Origin of the sequence: Yersinia bercovieri ATCC 43970, from assembly GCF_013282745.1 — a bacterium.
GTDB classification, from domain to species: Bacteria; Pseudomonadota; Gammaproteobacteria; order Enterobacterales; family Enterobacteriaceae; genus Yersinia; species Yersinia bercovieri.
In genome coordinates this window covers 3,489,143-3,508,546 of the sequence record NZ_CP054044.1, presented here as the reverse complement: position 1 = coordinate 3,508,546, position 19,404 = coordinate 3,489,143, and the positions used below count along the sequence as shown (strand labels likewise).

The window sequence follows — 19,404 nt, the reverse complement described above, 5'->3', positions numbered from 1 at the left end:
CGCTAATGAATCAGATCTATTCGTCGCGGTTTGAGCGGCTAGAATAGCGCACGGGTTATTACTCATTTCATTACCCCAGCCAATGGGGTAATTATATTATTGACTAATCACCGATAAATCTAAGTATTTCGCCAATGGTTTCTCTTCCGGGTGTGGCAAATAGGGTAATTGTCCTAACTGCGGTGCCGGTAAACGTTCCCGTAGCATGGCGATGGTTTCCGCGTAGTGGGCTAATCCGGGGTTAATGCGATTTGCGACCCAACCTAATAGTGGCAATCCATCATTGATAATGGCTTGTGCGGTTAATAGGGCGTGGTTGATACAGCCTAATTTAATGCCGACGACCAAAATAACCGGTAATTGTTCTTGTATTACCCAGTCAGAATAGAAACGTTGGTCATTCATCATCACTTTCCAGCCACCACAACCCTCAACCACCACAGTATCCGCTTTGGCGGATAAGCGCTGTAGCCCCTGGGTCATTTCGTCGTAGTTAATCAGTGTATCCGAGCAGGCGTGGATAACATCCGCTTGCAATGGGAACGGGTTAACTTCCTGATAATTAAGCTCAATGGATGACGATGCTTGTAAAATTAGCGCATCCTGATTGCGCAATCCATTGGCGGTCTCTTTGCTTTCGGTCGCGACAGGTTTATAGCCCGCCGCTGTTCTGCCATTTTGGCTTAAAGCCTGAAGTAAGGCCCGTGACACTACGGTTTTACCAACAGCGGTGTCGGTACCCGTCACAAATACTCGCGTTAACATAACAATACTCCAAAATCTGGTCACGCAGACTTAACTCTTTTCACTTAACATTAGCGAAATGGGCAATATGGACAAAAGTCTAGGCGATGCCGACCATGGACAGCTTGCGTTAGCGCAAGGTTTTACCGAACTGAGAGAGGTTTTTAGCGGATAAGCGCAAATAATAGGAGGAGTAGACACGAGATAACCACTAATAATTAACTCTTAATTATTAGTGGTTAATAGCTTAGCCTTGCAGCAGTTTCACTAATAATGAGCCGTTATAGAGCGCCTCTTTTACTAATGCCGCGCCGGGCATTGTACCCTGATTAAAGAATGCGGTCGGTTCAACCAGAATATTATCGCTGTATGCGGGCAGTGCTTGTTGGCGAATACAAGCGGCAATGGCCGGATGTAAAATAGAGGCGGCTTTATTTAGCGGCGAGCCTACCAGGATCTTTTCCGGATTAAATAAGTTGACCATAATGGCGACAATTCGCCCTACGCTGTGGCCGACACCCAAAATAATATCTTTGGCGAGTTGATCACCGGCTAACGCGGCATCACATAAAGATTCAACACTCAGTGGCGTGCTATGTAATAACGAACTCATGGAGCCGTTTAATCGTTGCTGGGCAATTTCCAGCATATTTTCAATACTGGCAACTGTCTCAAGGCAGCCATGATTACCGCAATAACAGAGCTTGCCATAGGGGTCGACCTGGGTATGACCAATCTCCACCACACTGCGGCTACCGGCATGTAATACCCTGCCCGCTGTAATAACACCGGCCCCCACATTATGGTCAATCACCACCTGAATCACATTCTGGCATCCGCGCGAGGCACCATACAGCGCCTCGGCCATGGTCCAGGCGCAAATATCGTGTTGCAGATAGACCGGCAGTCCCGTTCGCTGCTGCAGTGCGGGGCCAAGCAGCATCTCATCAACATCATAAAATGGCATTTTATGCACAATACCTGCCGGTGCATCAATGATACCCGGCATGGTAATGGCGATAGCGGTTAGCCTTTCCAGCTTTTCCTGATGACGGATAAAGAAGCGGTCCACTTCGTTGAGAATACGATTTAGCAGGGGTTCCGGGTGGCTATCCGGTAGCGGAATGTGATCCTCAACCACCAGTTTGCTACTGAGGTCACGTAGTGCAAGGGTGATGAAGTCACGACTGATACGGCCGGAGACATAGTGCCAGGCTTCGGTATCCAGGACTAAGCCAATAGCTGGCCGCCCACGGCTACCCACATCTTGATATTCGGTCTCTTTAACCAGGTGCGCTTCAACCAGCTCGCGCACAATTTTAGTGATACTGGCGGGGGCCAACTGGGCCCGCTTAGAGAGTTCAATGCGGGATATGGGGCCGAACAGATCAATTAGCCGATACACGGCCCCTGCGTTGGTCTGCTTGATTTGATCAATATGCCCAGGCTGTCCATCCGTTATCACTAAACCGGCTCCTTCTCTGCCAACCGAGTATTTTTCGCGCTTCTAAATAAAGATTATCGGCTATGTTGGGGCTTTTAGCATATGGCGTCAACTATTTGATTAGTTATGTGATTTACTGCACATAATAAGTAATCATTGCTGGTTATTTATACCGTTTGAAGTCAAGGGAGCAGTGGTTTTTTTACCACTACTGCAGCAGTATTTTCTAGGGTTCTTCCACTGGCCCCCTTTCAGGAAGGAGTTAGTGGAGGGCCGAGGGGAAATAACCCACAAAACTGATTACCTTGTGACGTAGAGGTGTATTTGACCAGCATTAACTATGCCATATCGACTGATATACTGAGGATTCTGTCTGCTGAAATAATCGGTTACCATTGTTATAAAATTTTTCTGGTCTGGTGACCATCGAATGCTGGTGACATGTTGCCAATAACCATTTCTTCTTAGAATATCAGGTAAGTTACCCGGTTCCACTCTAGATATATGACCCCTATCAATAGGCGTCATAACCCACTCCATTTTACCGCCGACAACAACCCTAATGCGTCCAGCTGCGATAGCATTTTCTATTATCTCATCAAATGTCCGTGGTAGCCCTATTAGTATTGGCGTTTGGTATGGAAACATATTGGGTTGTGCTGGGAAAAGGCCTAATCTTTCTAACTCTGTACGTGATAGCATATTATTCACCGATGATATTTAATGGTTAATGTAACCTAATGGACTATTTGCCATTGGCAACCAATGACATGAAATATTACCGCCTCACACCCACAGTGCTCTGCTTACCAAACCGTTGGGGCATGTTATATATCTAAAAATTGACCGAGTTGCTCCATAGGACGAGTTTGTCTTGATCGTTCAAGTCAATATTATTGAGTTCTTTTGGTATAAAAACATTAATTGTAGGCTGGCCCTCAACCGTTTCGAGTATCTGTGTGCAATGAATTCGATGCGGATTTCCAGCAAAACCTAGATTGAAACGAACGACGCGGCGACGGGTGGGACCAATAACGAGGCTGACTCCTGCTCCACCACGAGAACCTCCCTGCAAACTTATACTTGGTATGTCCTTGATCGGCAGCTCCCACTCAAAGCCGTTACGCGCGATCCAATGTTTGACCTCAGCTTCAGGGGCATTTATGAGTGTGACTGGAAACCCTCGGGTATTTCTTGCAAATGTATAACGATACCCTTCCCTCCACGTGATAAAAGTTTGCGACAATGGATTTGCTGCATATAAATCTTTATGGCGTGGCTCACTCCCCACGTAAATCCATGTCTCTGTTTCCAAATCTAACTTATACCAGTCTATGGTTTCGAACCATTGTAACTTTGGCCAATCAATACCTTCACCAGAAAATAGCCCCATAGTGCGCGGTTCGACTTTCAATCTTGTGACGAATTCGAAGCTGTGTCCTATTTGTCCTGGAGATTGTATTAGTCTGACGTTGCGTAATTCAAGTTTGGTCACTGTCACTTTTGCTTTCATATCTATATCCCTTTAGAAAAATCCATCATCCTATTGGCGATTAAAAAAGTGATAAATGGCACACCAAAATTGTCGGTAATCATAAATCCTGACATTGGCATGGCACTTTTTATCATATCTATCTTGTTCTAAAATTACCTCCCGTTATGTACATAATATTTTTATATAGAGAATTAACGGCGCAGTAAGCAAAAACGCTATTTTTTTAATATTCATTTAACCAACGTTAAAATAACGGTAATACACTGAAAGTAGGTTTCGAAACTCCGGCGGTTTTTCATTGGCCGCAGGGAGACATTAATTTATGTACAATTAACTGATAAAAAAGGGACTTAAAATGGAATTAGCCCAGTCTATTAATGGAAAGCGTATATTGGTCCGCAGGTGCAATAGCACGCCTTCCAGACGTGTGGCGGTTATTAGTCATGGGCGGTTCCTGCCCTTACAGGCTTTTTTGGGTGGTATGCCGATGGACACCCGTGTTCCAACAGGCGTCTCGGTTAACTGGTATGTCAGACACGGTGAAACCATTTCAAATCATACCGTTATGGGGCTATATGAGCGGTTACACCGGGGGGATTCTCCGGTGTCGATAAAAGATTATTCAGGTAGAGACACGGTAAAAAACTATATTCTGCGTGTGGATGTTTCTCTTGGGCTATCTTGCACCTCCCGCTCAGGAGGTCACTGTGATGTTATCCTCCCGGTGGATATTGTCACCACACAAAACATTCTGGAAGCCATCCACGCAGGCCAGTTGCCATACCATGAGGTACACTTCCTCTCTTGCCGTGCAAACCGACTGACACAGGCGACTATCTAATTTATCGCCGGGTTATTGTCCATGGCATTAGAACCGTCAAAGCTGGTGATATCTTGAATTGGCGCGATAAATATGACTGTATTCAGTGACTATCTGGTTGGTCTGGCTTTTAATGCTGCCATTAAGAAATTCAATCTTGTGGTATTGGACATCAAACGTATTGTTCTGCGGCTCATCATGTTTAAATACGCGAAAGTACTCATTGAGGTCTCTGTTATATTCTGGCCCGTGTCCATGTTTCGAAAACAGATCATTCGCATCTTCTTGCAAAAATCCTGTTGTAACCGAACCGGCATAGCCAACGACATAAGTGTTGGCAATTATACGTGACAACTCTGCCGCTATAGACCCTAGATAAAAATCTGCCGAATGGCAAAATGCCAAATGTATACGCCGGATATTCGCCACCGGGGCACTTCTAATAAAGTTCGCTAGATCCCCCGCACGACGAAACCGATTGCCGATAATCGCCACCTTCGATATAAATATATTGTTGTGAAAATCAAATTCACCATGACAACTGATGGTTAACTCTGTTCCTATCGGAGTCTTTTCCTTAAAGATATAGCTATCTCGGCAGTGCAGGACTAACTCTTTCACAGCTCGTTTCCTTACGTTGATTGAAATCATCCGCAATGACCACAAAACCCCTTTTGTTCGGTTTTTTTACACTGCGCGGTACTCTGCCGATCCGCATGGATCAGCATCGTTACGACGTTAAGGACGGTTGAATACGGCTGTCAATACTCATCTCAATCGTGGCCCATGATCTATGGCCTACGGTTGAATATCCGCCACCATCAGGCGAATCAAGGCCTCGGCTGGGGCGGTAATTGGTCGATGCTTATGATTGACCAGCCACACCTCGGTGGTGGCACTCGCTTCCGCCAACGGCAAGTATTTCACCCCATCCACTTTTATCCGGGTAAATGAAGCCGGCAGAATTGATACCCCCAAACCAGAAGAGACCAGGCCGACAATCGTCATCGCCTCGCCAACTTCCTGGGTAATATAGGGCGTGATACCAGCGCGAGCTAATAACGTGAGGATCTCATCATACAGCGCCGTCCCCACCTCGCGCGAAAAGAAGACAAACGGCTGCTCAGCTAGCGAGCTGAATTTGACACTGCCATGGGGTAATGTGGCTAGCGGGTGCTCTTCGTGGACTACCGCAACCAGCGGTTCACGCAGCAACAACCGATATTGCAGCGCATCTGGCAGCCGTGTATTGCGCATCACACCAATATCAAGCCGCCCATCCAGTAGCGGCTCAATTTGCTGCTTGGTGTTGACCTCCTGCATCTTAATGTGAACTTGCGGGTGCAATTGACGAAATGCCCGCAAATTTTTAGATACCGTGCTAATAAATGGTGCTGATGAGGTAAATCCGATGGTCAGCTCGCCGGACTCGCCACGATGTAGACGCGCCGCCTTTTCTGATGCCGAGTTTACCTGCGCCAGAATTTGATAAGACTCCTTTAAAAACAGGGCGCCCGCTTGGGTCAGACTGACATTGCGGTTGTTGCGGGCGAACAATCGCGCACCAATTTGCTCCTCCAGAATTTGAATTTGCTGACTGAGCGGTGGCTGAGAGATACGCAACCGCTCCGCTGCCCGGCCAAAGTGCAGCTCTTCGGCCACCGCAATGAAGTAACGTAAGTGCCTGAGTTCAATACTCATTGAGTTCCATTGATATGTTTAAAGTCTTATTTCGAATAATTAATATATTAGACAAAAAACTCAGCTATTTCTATCATCCCGTTATTGAGCCGTTAAGTGGCTAACGCCACTGGAGGTTATTGACAAAGTACTGGTTGCGGAGGGAACAGGTAGATCGTAAAGACGCCGTAAATCCATCCCTGGAGGCTCAAGCCGCGCCATCGGAGGTTGTCAACAGTCTGAAGTAGTTAACACCACTGTTTTTTGGCGAAAATGGGCTTTTGGCAAGAAATTGTCTTTGATTGTATTAATGAAAAGGAAATACCGTGACCACCTCTACGCGCACCACGGCGACCCCAGCGCCAGCGCCCGCAGCCAATGATGATAGCACCGCTTCAGCCCCCGCTCCCAAGGTGGCTCGCTTATCGAAACGCCCCTATATTCAACGTGGTACACCAGAGTTTATCCGCGTTACACTGGCTTTCTTTTCCGCCGGATTAGCGACCTTTGCCCTACTCTACTGTGTACAACCGATCCTGCCGTTGCTGTCGCAGGACTTCAATATCTCACCGGCGGGCAGTAGCTTATCCCTCTCGGCCGCCACCGGCATGTTGGCCTTTGGCCTGATGTTTACCGGCCCCCTTTCGGATGCGGTCGGGCGTAAATCAGTGATGGTAGTGGCGTTGATGTTGGCGGCGATCTGTACTCTTATTTGCTCATTGATGACCAGTTGGCACGGTATTTTGTTGATGCGGGCCTTGATTGGTCTCTCCCTTAGCGGCGTGGCGGCGGTGGCGATGACCTACCTCAGTGAGGAGATTCACCCGAGTTTTGTTGCCCTCTCCATGGGGCTATATATCAGCGGCAACTCCATTGGTGGGATGAGTGGTCGTCTGGTCACCGGCGTACTCAGCGACTTCTTTTCATGGCGAATCGCGCTGGCGGTGATTGGCTTATTTGCGTTAGCCGCCGCCTGCATGTTCTGGCGCATTCTTCCGGCATCGAAACACTTCCGCCCCACTTCGTTACGGCCCAGAACATTGGTCATCAATTTTAAACTGCACTGGCGTGATCCCGGCTTGCCGCTCCTGTTTGCCGAGGGTTTTCTCATTATGGGCAGTTTTGTCACCCTATTTAATTATATTGGCTACCGCTTACTGGCTCAGCCCTACTATCTCAGCCAGGCGGTGGTGGGATTATTATCAATAGTTTATCTGACTGGCTCCTATAGCTCGCCAAAAGCCGGGGCATTAACCAGCCGCTATGGCCGTGGGCCGATATTATTGGCATCAATTGGTATGATGCTGATTGGGGTGCTGATCACCAGTTTTCCGCCAGTGATCACCATTTTTATCGGCATGATGGTATTTACTGCGGGCTTTTTTGCCGCCCACTCGGTGGCCAGTAGCTGGATAGGCCGTCGTGCGCGCCGAGCGAAAGCACAGGCATCTTCACTCTATCTATTTTGTTATTATGCCGGTTCGAGTGTCGCGGGCACCTTAGGCGGGATTTTCTGGCTTAATTTAGGCTGGAGTGGCGTTGTCACATTTATCGCCACCATGTTATTACTGGCGCTATATGTGGGTCAGCGGCTACGCCAATTGCCTGAAGCGGCGAAAAATTAATTTTCAATAAAAACGGTTGAAATATAAATTAAGTATATAATGTAGTTAGTGATTTTTTTACCGTACTGAGTTACTTAATTTACGTCATTTCAGGAGAGCATATGACCAGTCACTTTCTTACGCTTTGGGATATTCTGGCGACCACTTTTTCAATCTTCTTTTTTATTGCCTATTTACTGATCCTGTTTCAGGTTATTTCGGATCTCTTCAGAGATCATGAGCTAAATGGTTTTTATAAGGCGGTTTGGATTATCTTCTTGCTGTTTATCCCACTACTGACCTCACTTATCTATCTGATCACTCGCGGTAAAGGCATGGCGCAGCGCTATCGTGCCACCGTACAAAAATCTGTCTCTGAGACCAATGATTATATCCGCCAGGTTGCGGGTAAATCACCGGCAGAACAGATTGCTGACGCCAAAAAACTGTGGGATGAAGGTACGATCACTGAAAGTGAATATATGCAGCTTAAAGCCAAAGCACTGGCCTAATATTTGATTAATCACTAAAGGCTAAATGTCATTTATTAGATCATTTAGTCTTTAGTGGCTGGTTATTCTCCGCGATAAAACTCACTTTAATCAAAACCCTCACTGAGCAAATTGCGGTGTCATCTGTATCCTGCTTATAATGGGGTCGCCCTGGGAAACGGAAAATATCCTACGTTAAGCCTATTTTTGCTGCAAAGTTAAAACTTCCCCAACAGCCTCTCACTCGGAGTATGTAATTTCACATGCAAAACGGTCCTGACGTCATACAGCAACAACAGTGGCGGCCAATTCAGGAACCTGAAGAGTCGATACTGATAAACATCAGTCAGACCACGCTTTCACCAACGATAAGACTGTGGCACGCACGCTACGAGACTACGTTTTTTCCAACCCAAAACGCCTTAATACGAAAAGCATTACACGACGCGAAGTTGGGAACAGCGACAAAGAAGCGTCAGGCTGAATTCTGGGCTGGCCGCAGCCTTATGATGCTGGCATTTTGTCAGAATATCCCTTTAGGGAAGTCAGCGTCCGGAGCTCCAGCATTTCCTAAAGGCAGAAATGGAGCGCTGTCTCACTCTCGTGAAAATGTATTACTTCTGGAGGGACCAGACGACTTACTTTTTGGTGTGGATATAGAACCGCCTTTAGTACCGGTTTCATTACAGGCTGTGCTCAGTAAAGTGGCGACAGAAGCAGAGCAAAAATGGCTGAGGTGCCTTCCGCCCGAACAACAGGTTTATGCCGCAACCATTCTTTTTTCAGCGAAAGAAACCCTTTTCAAATTACTCAATAGGGAAATGGACATTCGCCCATGTTATGCCACAGTCGAGGCCAGAGAAGCCCCTAACTCAGGTTCGGTAGTTTTTGAGTTGACCAGACGTTCAGGCTATGGGCTGCCTGCGGGAGAGCGTTTTATAATTATGTATGACAGGATTAGAGAAAATACAGTGACATGGGGAATTCATTCGCCAAAATGCACATCGTTCAGTAACCGTTGATCTTCTTCTTCGACCAGTATCAGAGTGTCATTCAGGGTACATATTCCTAAGTCAGTCAGTGCAATGATACGTTCTCGCCTGTCTGGCAGGAAAGGCTGAACAGTGATTAAGTGATTAAGTTATTATGCTCAAGCCGCCGTAGGTTCAGAGACACCTGCATTTTGGGTATACCTGACATTTCCACCAACACTTTTTGTCTGACGGCAATGCACTTGGTCGCCCGATAGTTTTTTCCGACAGCCAGCCACACATAGCGAGAATACTGAAGCTTTGTTGCGTCAGGCTGTAGGGGGATAGAATGATGTCAATACGTCGCTGCCACTGCTGGAACATTTGCAGGCAGCGGAAACCCCGGCTGTCCATCGGCGCATTATGGGTAAACCGTAATTCCGTTATGTTATCTGACATCTTGTATCCTCTCCTACAACCTGGGTATTTACGGAATATCTAACGTACTGTTTTATCACCCGTCAGCGCACGTTGACTCAACTCTGTCATAGCCTCACACGCGCAGTATGAGCAGAACGGTGAAGTCAGAGATGACTGCAGAGCCAGCACTGAGAATTGAAAAAAGTAACATGAGGATATCCGTTTGAAATGACCATTATGTGTATGGTGTGCCGTCTTTATGGGTGAATTTCCACTTACCCTTCTCTGCCACCGCCTGGAGATCGTCGTCAGGATAGCGACCTTCATCTCCCGGCGTCCTATCACCGACTTCGATGTACACCACCTCCTCTGATGTCTCGTTAACCAGATGGTGACCGTTGCCACTACCCGCTTTGAAGCCAGCACACATGCCGGGGGAAAGTTCTGTAAGTCCTTCATCGGTGTAAAGCGTTGGGCTTCCCTGCAAAATGTAGATGAACTCATCTTGTTTAGTGTGGGCGTGGCGAAGAGCAGATACTGCATTGGGAGCAAGACGTGTAAGATTGACACCGAAGTTCGCAAGCGCAAATAAATCGCCAAGTGATCGCTTTTCCCTGCCGACCATACGTGATGCGAATGGTTCGGGGTAGTTTGAAGGCTTTGTTCGAACCGGTGCGTCCATAGCGTTGATTGCAATCAGATTTTCTCGTTTTGTCATTCGATCCTCCGAGAATAAAAATTAGGGGTAAGTGCCAAGGTCGACGATAACAATCGCATAATGCGACACATATGCTGGACGGCTTGCTGTATCACGAATCAGAACTGTGCATCGAAGTACACTATACCGATCCCAGGGCGGATTGCTCTTTCGCTATAAGGCTCATATTCCCGTTAATTAATGATGACACTTTGCTGTCAAAAGTGTGCTTTTTTTATTGATGCTATATAATGTATGTTGTAACTAAAATTACCTTTATTAGAAAAGAAAATGAACAAATATGATTTGATAGAACGATTGAATAGTCGCTTTACCTCACTAGAGGTTGCCCTGCAACTCCTCCACCAGCAACTTAATGATTTACCTTTGCTTGCCGCGCGGGTCTTTTCGCTGCCGGAGATTGAAAAAGGCACTGAACATCAACCTATTGAGCAAATCTCGGTCACCGCGACTGTCGGTAATCAAGCCCGAGAGATGGGGTTACAACATTATCAGCGACTGTTTATTCATCACCAAGGCCAAAATACCAGCAGCAAAGCCGCCCTGCGCCTGCCTGGTGTACTCTGCTTCTCAGTGACTGATAATCAATTGGTTGAATGCCAACATACCATTGGTGAAATTAATCAGCTAAAGAGTGAATTGGAACGCATCATCACCATTGAGTCCGGGCTACCCAGTGAGCAGCGCTTCGAATTTGTGCATACCCACTTGCATGGTCTGATTACCCTGAATAGCTATCGCACCATTACGCCGCTACTGAACCCAAGCTCGGTACGCTTTGGCTGGGCGAACAAACATATTATCAAGAGTGTTACCCGCGAAGAGATATTGGCGCAGCTAAATAAAAGCCTGAATGCGGGGCGCGCGGTTCCGCCCTTTACCCGTGAGCAGTGGGTTGAGTCAATTAGTATGGAGATCAATGATATTCAGCGCCTGCCTGAAAAAACCAAGCTGAAGATTAAGCGGCCCGTCAAAGTGCAGCCGATTGCCCGCGTCTGGTATCAGGAGCAGCAAAAACAGGTGCAACACCCCTGCCCTATGCCACTGATTGCATTTTGTCAGGCGCAATCAGTGGCTGAATTACCTAAGCTAGGTGAGTTAACCGACTACGATGTACGCCACATCAAACATAAATATAAGCCCGACGCCAAGCCGTTACGGCTGCTGGTGCCGAGATTACATCTATATATTGAAGAGAAGAGATGACATAAAAAACGCCGGAAAACAGATCCTCTGCTAACTATCACTCAGCAGAGGATGACTTCATGCTACCCACCATCTCTTCCGGCTTAACCCACTCATCAAACTGCTCACGGGTCAAATAACCTAACTTCAGCGCGGCCGCTTTTAGTGTTAGCCCCTCTTTATGGGCTTTTTTAGCAATCTCCGCCGCTTGGTCATAACCAATATGGGTATTTAGCGCGGTGACTAACATCAGTGACTCATTTAATAGCTGCGTGATGCGATCACGATTTGGCTCAATACCCACGGCACAGTGTTGATTAAAGCCACGCATCCCATCGGCCAGTAAGCGAATTGATTGCAGGAAGTTATGGATAACCAGCGGACGGAACACATTCAGCTCAAAATTACCGGATGCCCCACCAATATTGACCGCCACATCATTCCCCATCACCTGTGCGCACAGCATGGTCATAGCTTCACATTGTGTCGGATTCACTTTACCCGGCATGATGGAGCTGCCCGGTTCATTCTCCGGAATAGAGATTTCACCGATCCCGCAACGAGGGCCAGAGGATAACCAGCGCACATCATTGGCAATCTTCATCAACGACGCCGCCAACCCTTTCAATGCACCATGACCATGTACCAGTGCGTCACAAGTAGCTAATGACTCAAATTTATTTGGCGCAGTGATAAAGGGTTGATGTGTCAGGGCGGCAATCTCATTGGCAACACGTACCGCATACTCTGGATGTGTGTTCAGGCCGGTGCCGACAGCCGTCCCCCCAAGCGCCAGCTCACACAGATGGGGGATCACGGCTTCAATATGCTGTCGGCTGTGGGATAACATCGCCACCCAGCCCGAAATCTCCTGCCCCAGTGTCAATGGGGTGGCATCTTGCAGATGGGTACGGCCAATCTTCACAATATCGCGATAGGCGGCGGCTTTTTCCGCCAGCGTGTGGTGCAAAACCTGCAATTCAGGCAGCAGACTCTCTTTTAATCCTATCACCGCCGCGACATGCATTGCCGTCGGGAAGACATCATTTGAACTTTGACTTTTATTAACATCATCATTGGGATGCACCAGGCGGTTATTTCCCCGCTCACCACCCAATAGCTCACTGGCGCGGTTAGCCAGCACCTCATTCATATTCATATTAGTCTGGGTACCAGAGCCGGTCTGCCAGATAGATAGCGGGAATTCACTCGCGTGGCGGTCGGCCAGCACTTCATCGGCCGCGCGCATAATGGCCTCCGCGCGGTCGGCAGGTAACAATCCCAGAGCCCTATTAACCTTCGCCGCCGCCCGTTTGGTGAGCGCCAGAGCATGGATCAATGCCGTCGGCATTCTCTCTTGCGAAATGCGGAAATGTTCTAACGAGCGTTGGGTTTGTGCGCCCCACAACTGCTCTGCTGGCACCTCGATCGGCCCCATGGAGTCTTTTTCACTACGAGTGGTCATCATCACTACCTCCTTAGCATGTAAAACGAAAAGGTTGAAGTCGGTCATACCGCCTCCCGGACTGTATGAGCACTATCATGGCATATTTATCGCCACCGTTATGCGATTGATTCCTATTTCTCTCATTCATTGTGCCAACCTGCGAGACGGATAGCATTACTACTTGCAACCCCTTGCCCCCCATTGTTTACTAAGGGACTATTTTTCCCCTGGGCGCGGGGATTGATCAGCTTCTCATCCCCCTACAATAGGGTTAATACAGTATGGTTGATGGGGCTATCCCCAATTGCGGCCCTTAACAGACGGCAGATCATCGATATGCAAAAAATGAAGAATGCAGTACAAAACTATGCCTGGGGCAGTACAGATGCCCTTACCGAGCTTTATGGCATGGTAAATCCGCAGGGCAAACCCATGGCTGAACTGTGGATGGGCGCACACCCCAAGAGCAGTTCTGAAGTGGCTGATGCCAATGGCCAATGGCACTCATTGCGTGAGGTGATCGCGCAACATCCTGAGGCTAATCTGGGGCGCGAGGTGTTCAAGCGCTTTGGTGAGTTGCCCTTCCTGTTTAAAGTGCTCTGTGCGGCTCAACCGTTATCCATCCAGGTTCACCCGAGCAAAGCCGCCGCCGAAATTGGCTTTGCTAAAGAGAATCAGGCCGGAATTCCGCTGGATGCCGCCGAACGAAATTATAAAGATGCAAACCATAAGCCTGAGTTGGTCTATGCCCTGACACCTTTTCAGGCCATGAATGGTTTCCGCACGTTGGCGGATATTCAGGGCTTGCTCCAGCCGCTGGCAGCCGCCCACCCTGATATTGCCGCCTTTTTGCGCGAGCCGGATACTGAGCATCTCGCCACCCTCTTTGCCAGCTTACTGAGTATGGCTGGTGAACCGAAAACCCGCGCCCTTGCCATCCTGAAAGCGGCATTAAATAACCAGTTGGGTGAGCCATGGGACACCATTCGCAGCATTTCGCGCTTCTACCCTGATGATAGCGGTTTGTTCTCCCCACTGCTGCTGAACGTGGTCACTTTACAGCCTGGTGAAGCGATGTTTCTGTATGCCGAAACACCCCACGCCTATCTGGAGGGTGTGGCGTTGGAGGTGATGGCGAACTCGGATAACGTATTACGCGCGGGGCTGACACCTAAGTTTATCGATATCCCTGAGTTAATGGCTAATCTGCAATTTATCCCAAAATCGGCGGATACTCTGCTCACCACACCCCAGCAGCATGGTAACGAGTTGCTCTTTCCGATCCCGGTTGAAGATTTCGCCTTTTCTCTGCATACATTAACCCCTGAAGCTCAGACGTTGGCGCAAAACAGTGCGGCTATTGTATTCTGTGTGCAGGGTCAAGCCGTACTGCAAAAACAGCAACAGCAGATCACCCTGCAACCGGGTGAGTCCTGCTTTATACCGGCTAACGAATCACCGGTAACTGTACATGGAATAGGCGCCATTGCTCGGGTTTACAACGTAGAGTGAACAAAGTCACTCATTTTGTTGTCAATAACTGGCTTTTTGCCGTTTCGATAGATAGATTTCGAACTCGCGTTAAATAGTTATCGTATCAATAATATTTGTGCATGGTGAGTTTGACCTATATTTATCTTTGGTGATATTTAACGAGTAACTCATTACCGTGATCAACACAGTGAACTTGGTGTATTAGAAAAAGGATGAACCGAACAATGAAAAAATCGTTAGTGGCTGTCAGCGTCATAGTCGTACTTGGCGCAGCATGGACTGGAGCCTCATGGTATACCGGCAAACTGATTGAGCAGCGTATGGGTGAACTGGTTAACAACGCCAACGGACAGATCCGTACCTTGCTGCCAAAAGCTGGGGTGAAACTCGCGTATAAAGATTACCAGCGTGGTCTGTTCACCAGCCAGGTTCGTTATGTGTTGCAAGCAGATAGCAGCGTCGCGGGCGAAAAAGCGTTAAAAGAGGGGGATGAAGTCGCCTTTATCGAAACTATCGATCACGGCCCATTCCCGTTAGCGCAATTGAAGAAATTCAATCTGCTCCCGAGCATGGCTTCGGTGCATACCGAGCTTGCTAATACCCCGGCGCTGAAAAAACTGTTTGAAGTCACCAAGGGTCAATCGCCGTTTACTGCGGATTCACGCATCTCATACGGCGGTGATACCTCTTCTGCTATTACCTTTATTCCCATTGATTATCAGCAAAATACCACCAGCGTGAAATTCTCTGGTGCCCAGTTTGATGCTGATGTCTCCCGTGATTTGCGCAATGTGAAGGTGAGCGGTAACAGCGAAAATATCCTCTTCTCAACTAAAAATCAGTGGGATCAGATCGAGCAATTTAGCGTCCAGGGCCTGACACTGAAAAGTGATAGCCAGATGGGTAAGTTTGATCTCAGCATTGGTGACCAGCAAGTTGGCATTAAGCAGATCAGTTTTAGTCTTGATGGTAAAGAGACCGCGACACTGGTTGGCTTTAACCTGAATACCCAATTAGGCGAAACCGATAAAGAGTTGAACGGTAAGCTGACCTACACATTGGATGCCCTTAAAATTCAGGGCAGTGATTTTGGTGCCGGTAAACTGGCCTTCACCTTCGACCGTCTGGATGGTCAAAGCCTGAAGCAGTTCACTAACGCCTACAATCAGCAAGCGCTGAAAGCCGTTCAAGCTGGTGAGAATCTTGATGCTGAAGCTTATCAGCAAGAGATGGCCGAAATGTTGATAGCTAAACTCCCTGCTCTGCTGAAAGGCAGCCCAACATTCAGCATTGCACCGCTGAGCTGGAAAAATGCTAAAGGGGAGAGTACCTTTACCCTGAGTGTTGATCTGACTGATCCGTCACAAGCTAAAGCTGGTAGCGAACCCCTGTTAGCGCAGTCGGTGAAGAAAGTCGATGCAACACTGACTATCCCAATGCCAATGGCGATCGAACTGACCACTCAAGCCGCCAAGTTGCAAGGCTACAGTCCAGAAGAGGCGCAAAAATTGGCACAGCAGCAGGTTCAAGGCGTTGCTGCTATGGGCCAAATGTTTAAGCTGACCACCACTAAAGATGATGTTATCAGCAGCAGCATTCACTTTGCTGATAACCAGGTTGATTTGAATGGTCAGAAAATGTCACTGCCAGAGTTTGTTGGCCTGTTCGGTATGTTCGGCGGTGCACCGGCTGAAGAGGAGAGTGGTGATGAGCCGACAGATGCTCCAGCGCCAGCAGCACCTGAGCCAGCGGTACCGGCCCAGTAAGTCTCTTAGTTTGTGCACAAAACGGGGCCTAATAGCTCCGTTTCAGACTGCTGACAAATGATAAGCGGGGAAATGTGCCGAATGGGTCGTAACGGCGTGAGCCGTCGGAGCGCCCATCGGTGCAGTCGCCCCGCCAGTTTCGGAGTGACAAAATAGGTTTGTCAACAACCTCAGGAGCCTGATGGCTCCGTTTTTTACCCCTCCCGTATTAATTAAGCCTCGCCGAATGACCATTGCCCCAACGAACCACTTTCAGGCCGATCCTCGGCGGATCAACATCGGCGGTAATATCACATTTTGCAGTTGGAGATCGACCCCCGCAATACGCTGGAGCAACCGTTGCCCGGCGCTGTAGCCTATCTCTCGGGCGGAACTGGTAATAAAAGTGAGTGGCGGCTCAGTCAGTTCCGCTTCCGGCACATCGCCAAAACCGATCAATGCCACTTGCTGATCGAGATAGCTGTCCACCCCGGCACTGCCAATGGTTCTGCCAGTGCGCAAAATACCAAAATAGGCCCCGAGCGCAACTGACGCCTGATGGCAAACAAGGGCACTCACATTGGGATGATGGCGCAATAGTGTTTCTGCTGCGTCAGCGGCAGCTTGCTGCTGGCTATCACACTCCACCACCCATTCGGAGCGAAATGGCAGTCCATACTGCACCAGAGTGGCACAAAAGCCCCCTAATCGCTCGGCCCTTGTTAATGAGTGCGAATGGCCCCCCAGATAGGCAATCTGCCGATGGCCGCGATCAATTAGAAACTCGGTCGCCATTTTAGCCGCCTGCATGTTGTCCGGGCGCACCACATCGACCCCCTCCAGTACATTCGAACGAGCCGCGCAAATCAACGGGATATCGTGCTCGGCGGCCCGCTCCTGTAGCCCCATCTCCCTTTTAGCCCCGCCACCCAGCACCAGCCCGTCGACCCCTTGATCAATCAAGGTTTCGAAACAGCGCAACAACCCCTGACCTTCCCGACCACTTTGCGTCAGAAATAGCAGTTTCCCCCCCGCCTCAATCGCCTCACTCAAACCGGCGGTCATGGCGGCATAAAAAGGATCGCCAATATCGCGCACAATCAGACCAATCACGCCAGACTCGCCACCGCGCAGTTGCGCCGCCTGACGATTACGCACATAACCTAGCTGTTCGATTGCCTGATTGACCCGCTCGGCGGTTGCCGCAGAGATACGCCCCTTGCCACTGATAGCCAACGACACCGTCGCCACTGAAACCCCGGCCAATTTAGCCACGTCCGTAATGGTGATTTTTTTAATGGTCATACCGCAGAATAGGCCAAGTTAAACGTTTAATCCGATGATTTACTCTAATACATAAACAGGATCGATAATTGTGATTTGGCGCTCATATTATCGGGGTTAAACGTTTTATCTTATTTTACCTCCAGACCGGGAGACGAAAACATCGCCACTATCCGCGGTGTCAACAACAGGAGCCACTATGTCAGCGGTAAAAAAACAAAAAATCACGCTGTGGGAATTTTTCCAAAGTTTAGGGAAAACCTTCATGCTGCCCGTCGCCTTGCTCTCCTTCTGTGGGATCATGCTGGGTATCGGCAGCTCCCTTAGCAGTAAAGATGTTATCACCCTACTGCCGTTTATTGGCCACCCCGCTTTCCAGCTACTCTTTACCTGGATGAGTAAAGTGGGTTCATTTGCTTTTAGCTTCTTACCGGTGATGTTTGCTATCGCCATCCCATTGGGAATGGCGCGCGAAAACAAAGGGGTGGCGGCATTTTCCGGTTTCGTTGGCTTTGCGGTGCTAAATCTGGCAACCAACTTTTACCTCACCACCAGCGGCGTGTTACCCACCACCGACTCATTGGTACTGAAAACCCATAACATTCAGAATATATTAGGTATTCAGTCCATCGACACCGGTATTTTGGGTGCGGTGATTGTCGGGGTTATTGTTTACTTACTCCATGAACGCTTCAATACCATTCGCCTGCCTGATGCACTCGCCTTCTTTGGTGGTACCCGTTTTGTCCCTATCGTAACCACCGTGGTGCTGGGGCTGGTCGGCTTATTGATCCCGCTGATCTGGCCCTGGTTTGCCGCCGGTATTAATGGATTGGGCCGATTGATTAACGGTGCCGGCATGTTCGGGCCAATGATTTTCGGCAGCGGCGAGCGCTTATTGCTGCCCTTCGGCCTACACCATATATTGGTCGCACTGATTCGTTTCACTGAAGCAGGCGGCACCATGGATGTTTGTGGTCATAGTGTCAGTGGCGCGCTGACCATCTTCCAGGCGCAACTCTCTTGCCCCACCACCAGCGGTTTCTCTGAGAGTGCAACGCGCTTCCTGTCGCAGGGCAAAATGCCCGCCTTCCTCGGCGGTCTGCCGGGTGCAGCACTGGCAATGTACCACTGTGCCAAACCTGAAAATCGTCATAAAATTAAAGGGTTGCTAATTTCTGGCGTAGTGGCCTGTGTGGTTGGCGGCACCACCGAACCAATTGAGTTCCTGTTCCTGTTTGTGGCCCCTTTCCTGTATCTGATCCATGCGATCCTGACCGGTTTGGGCTTTACCGTCATGGCACTGCTAGGGGTGACCATTGGCAATACCGACGGCAATATCATTGATTTCGTGGTGTTTGGTATTCTGCACGGTACGGCGACCAAGTGGTATTGGGTGCCGGTGGTCGCGGGGATCTGGTTTGTTGCCTACTATATGATCTTCCGCTTTGCCATTCAGCACTTCAATATTAAAACCCCAGGGCGCGAGAACGAAACCGCCGCCAGCCTCAATGCCGAAAAAACCGCCAGTAGCACCATTACCGGCAAATCCGGCTACAACTCCCCTGCTATCTTAACGGCTCTGGGGGGAGCGGATAATATTGTCTCGTTGGATAACTGCATTACCCGCTTGCGGATGTCACTCAAGGATATGAATTTGGTGGATAAAGCGGCATTGAAAGCCAACCGCGCAATCGGCGTTATCCAATTGAATGACCATAATCTGCAAGTCGTTATTGGCCCGCAGGTGCAATCGGTGAAAGATGAATTAGACTCACTGATAAGCCATGGTCAATTTGCCACGCCTTAAAGTGCGGTTACCTAACTACTGATAGACCCAAGGCTTTTAGGGTTGCCGCGGA

Annotated in this window: 18 protein-coding genes and 1 pseudogene; 8 read left to right on the top strand and 11 right to left on the bottom strand. The window is 48.7% G+C overall.

Translation table 11 applies throughout. The features are described from left to right. Window positions 1–96: 96 nt before the first annotated feature. The 4 genes from bioD to HRK25_RS15890 form a co-directional block, all read right to left on the bottom strand. Complete coding sequence (gene bioD, locus HRK25_RS15905; RefSeq protein ID WP_005279033.1) at window positions 97–765, bottom strand: dethiobiotin synthase; 669 nt, start codon at window positions 763–765, stop codon at window positions 97–99. 226 nt (window positions 766–991) lie between these two features. Next, a complete protein-coding gene (mlc, locus tag HRK25_RS15900) occupies window positions 992–2,209 on the bottom strand; it encodes a sugar metabolism global transcriptional regulator Mlc (RefSeq protein ID WP_005279031.1) in 1,218 nt (405 codons plus the stop codon). A 279-nt stretch (window positions 2,210–2,488) separates the two neighbouring features. Then, on the bottom strand, window positions 2,489–2,890 hold the full coding sequence (locus tag HRK25_RS15895; RefSeq protein ID WP_032898913.1) for a hypothetical protein: 402 nt from the start codon (window positions 2,888–2,890) through the stop codon (window positions 2,489–2,491). A 133-nt stretch (window positions 2,891–3,023) separates the two neighbouring features. Next, window positions 3,024–3,701 carry a hypothetical protein gene (locus tag HRK25_RS15890; RefSeq protein ID WP_032898911.1) on the bottom strand — a complete coding sequence of 226 codons (678 nt, stop codon included), beginning with the start codon at window positions 3,699–3,701 and terminating at the stop codon, window positions 3,024–3,026. Window positions 3,702–4,170: 469 nt separating this feature from the next. Here HRK25_RS15890 and HRK25_RS15885 point away from each other — a divergent pair, with 469 nt between their 5' ends. Next, a complete protein-coding gene (locus HRK25_RS15885) occupies window positions 4,171–4,524 on the top strand; it encodes a putative adhesin (RefSeq protein ID WP_143707656.1) in 354 nt (117 codons plus the stop codon). A gap of 36 nt (window positions 4,525–4,560) precedes the next feature. Here the strand turns inward: HRK25_RS15885 and HRK25_RS15880 are convergent, their stop codons facing one another. The 3 genes and pseudogenes from HRK25_RS15880 to HRK25_RS20390 all read right to left on the bottom strand — a co-directional run. After that, a complete protein-coding gene (locus HRK25_RS15880) occupies window positions 4,561–5,124 on the bottom strand; it encodes a hypothetical protein (RefSeq protein WP_005279025.1) in 564 nt (187 codons plus the stop codon). A gap of 177 nt (window positions 5,125–5,301) precedes the next feature. Beyond that, window positions 5,302–6,204 (bottom strand): LysR family transcriptional regulator, encoded by a 903-nt coding sequence (locus tag HRK25_RS15875; protein ID WP_005279024.1) that lies wholly within the window; start codon window positions 6,202–6,204, stop codon window positions 5,302–5,304. A gap of 112 nt (window positions 6,205–6,316) precedes the next feature. Next, a pseudogene (locus HRK25_RS20390) lies at window positions 6,317–6,382 on the bottom strand (gluconate 5-dehydrogenase); the annotation flags it as partial. 127 nt (window positions 6,383–6,509) lie between these two features. Between HRK25_RS20390 and HRK25_RS15870 the strand changes: the two are divergent. The 3 genes from HRK25_RS15870 to HRK25_RS15860 all read left to right on the top strand — a co-directional run bounded on the left by HRK25_RS15870 (window position 6,510) and on the right by HRK25_RS15860 (window position 9,300). Next, the gene (locus tag HRK25_RS15870) at window positions 6,510–7,808 is read left to right on the top strand and encodes an MFS transporter (protein WP_005279022.1); all 1,299 of its coding nucleotides are present in this window, start codon (window positions 6,510–6,512) and stop codon (window positions 7,806–7,808) included. Between the two features lie 101 nt (window positions 7,809–7,909). Beyond that, window positions 7,910–8,299 carry a PLDc N-terminal domain-containing protein gene (locus HRK25_RS15865; RefSeq protein ID WP_005279020.1) on the top strand — a complete coding sequence of 130 codons (390 nt, stop codon included), beginning with the start codon at window positions 7,910–7,912 and terminating at the stop codon, window positions 8,297–8,299. Window positions 8,300–8,541: 242 nt separating this feature from the next. Further along, window positions 8,542–9,300 carry a 4'-phosphopantetheinyl transferase family protein gene (locus tag HRK25_RS15860; RefSeq protein WP_005279018.1) on the top strand — a complete coding sequence of 253 codons (759 nt, stop codon included), beginning with the start codon at window positions 8,542–8,544 and terminating at the stop codon, window positions 9,298–9,300. Window positions 9,301–9,444: 144 nt separating this feature from the next. On the opposite strand, the gene HRK25_RS15855 is transcribed toward HRK25_RS15860, so the two are convergent. Next, window positions 9,445–9,708, bottom strand: a complete 264-nt coding sequence (locus HRK25_RS15855; protein ID WP_005279016.1) for a hypothetical protein — start codon at window positions 9,706–9,708, stop codon at window positions 9,445–9,447. A 196-nt stretch (window positions 9,709–9,904) separates the two neighbouring features. Further along, on the bottom strand, window positions 9,905–10,387 hold the full coding sequence (locus HRK25_RS15850; protein WP_032898905.1) for a cupin domain-containing protein: 483 nt from the start codon (window positions 10,385–10,387) through the stop codon (window positions 9,905–9,907). Window positions 10,388–10,657: 270 nt separating this feature from the next. Between HRK25_RS15850 and tus the strand changes: the two genes are divergently transcribed. Beyond that, window positions 10,658–11,593, top strand: coding sequence for a DNA replication terminus site-binding protein (tus, locus tag HRK25_RS15845; RefSeq protein ID WP_005279012.1), 936 nt, complete (start codon window positions 10,658–10,660; stop codon window positions 11,591–11,593). Window positions 11,594–11,630: 37 nt separating this feature from the next. Here the strand turns inward: tus and fumC are convergent, their stop codons facing one another. Beyond that, window positions 11,631–13,040 (bottom strand): class II fumarate hydratase, encoded by a 1,410-nt coding sequence (gene fumC, locus HRK25_RS15840; RefSeq protein WP_032898903.1) that lies wholly within the window; start codon window positions 13,038–13,040, stop codon window positions 11,631–11,633. 315 nt (window positions 13,041–13,355) lie between these two features. On the opposite strand from fumC, the gene manA reads away from it, so the two are divergent. After that, window positions 13,356–14,531 (top strand): mannose-6-phosphate isomerase, encoded by a 1,176-nt coding sequence (gene manA, locus HRK25_RS15835; protein WP_032898902.1) that lies wholly within the window; start codon window positions 13,356–13,358, stop codon window positions 14,529–14,531. A gap of 206 nt (window positions 14,532–14,737) precedes the next feature. After that, window positions 14,738–16,279, top strand: coding sequence for a YdgA family protein (locus HRK25_RS15830; RefSeq protein WP_032898901.1), 1,542 nt, complete (start codon window positions 14,738–14,740; stop codon window positions 16,277–16,279). Window positions 16,280–16,531: 252 nt separating this feature from the next. Here HRK25_RS15830 and malI read toward each other — a convergent pair whose 3' ends face one another. Next, window positions 16,532–17,563, bottom strand: coding sequence for a Mal regulon transcriptional regulator MalI (gene malI, locus HRK25_RS15825; protein WP_005277633.1), 1,032 nt, complete (start codon window positions 17,561–17,563; stop codon window positions 16,532–16,534). Between the two features lie 178 nt (window positions 17,564–17,741). Between malI and malX the strand changes: the two genes are divergently transcribed. After that, complete coding sequence (gene malX, locus HRK25_RS15820) at window positions 17,742–19,352, top strand: maltose/glucose-specific PTS transporter subunit IIBC (protein ID WP_005277635.1); 1,611 nt, start codon at window positions 17,742–17,744, stop codon at window positions 19,350–19,352. The last annotated feature ends 52 nt before the right edge of the window (window positions 19,353–19,404 follow it).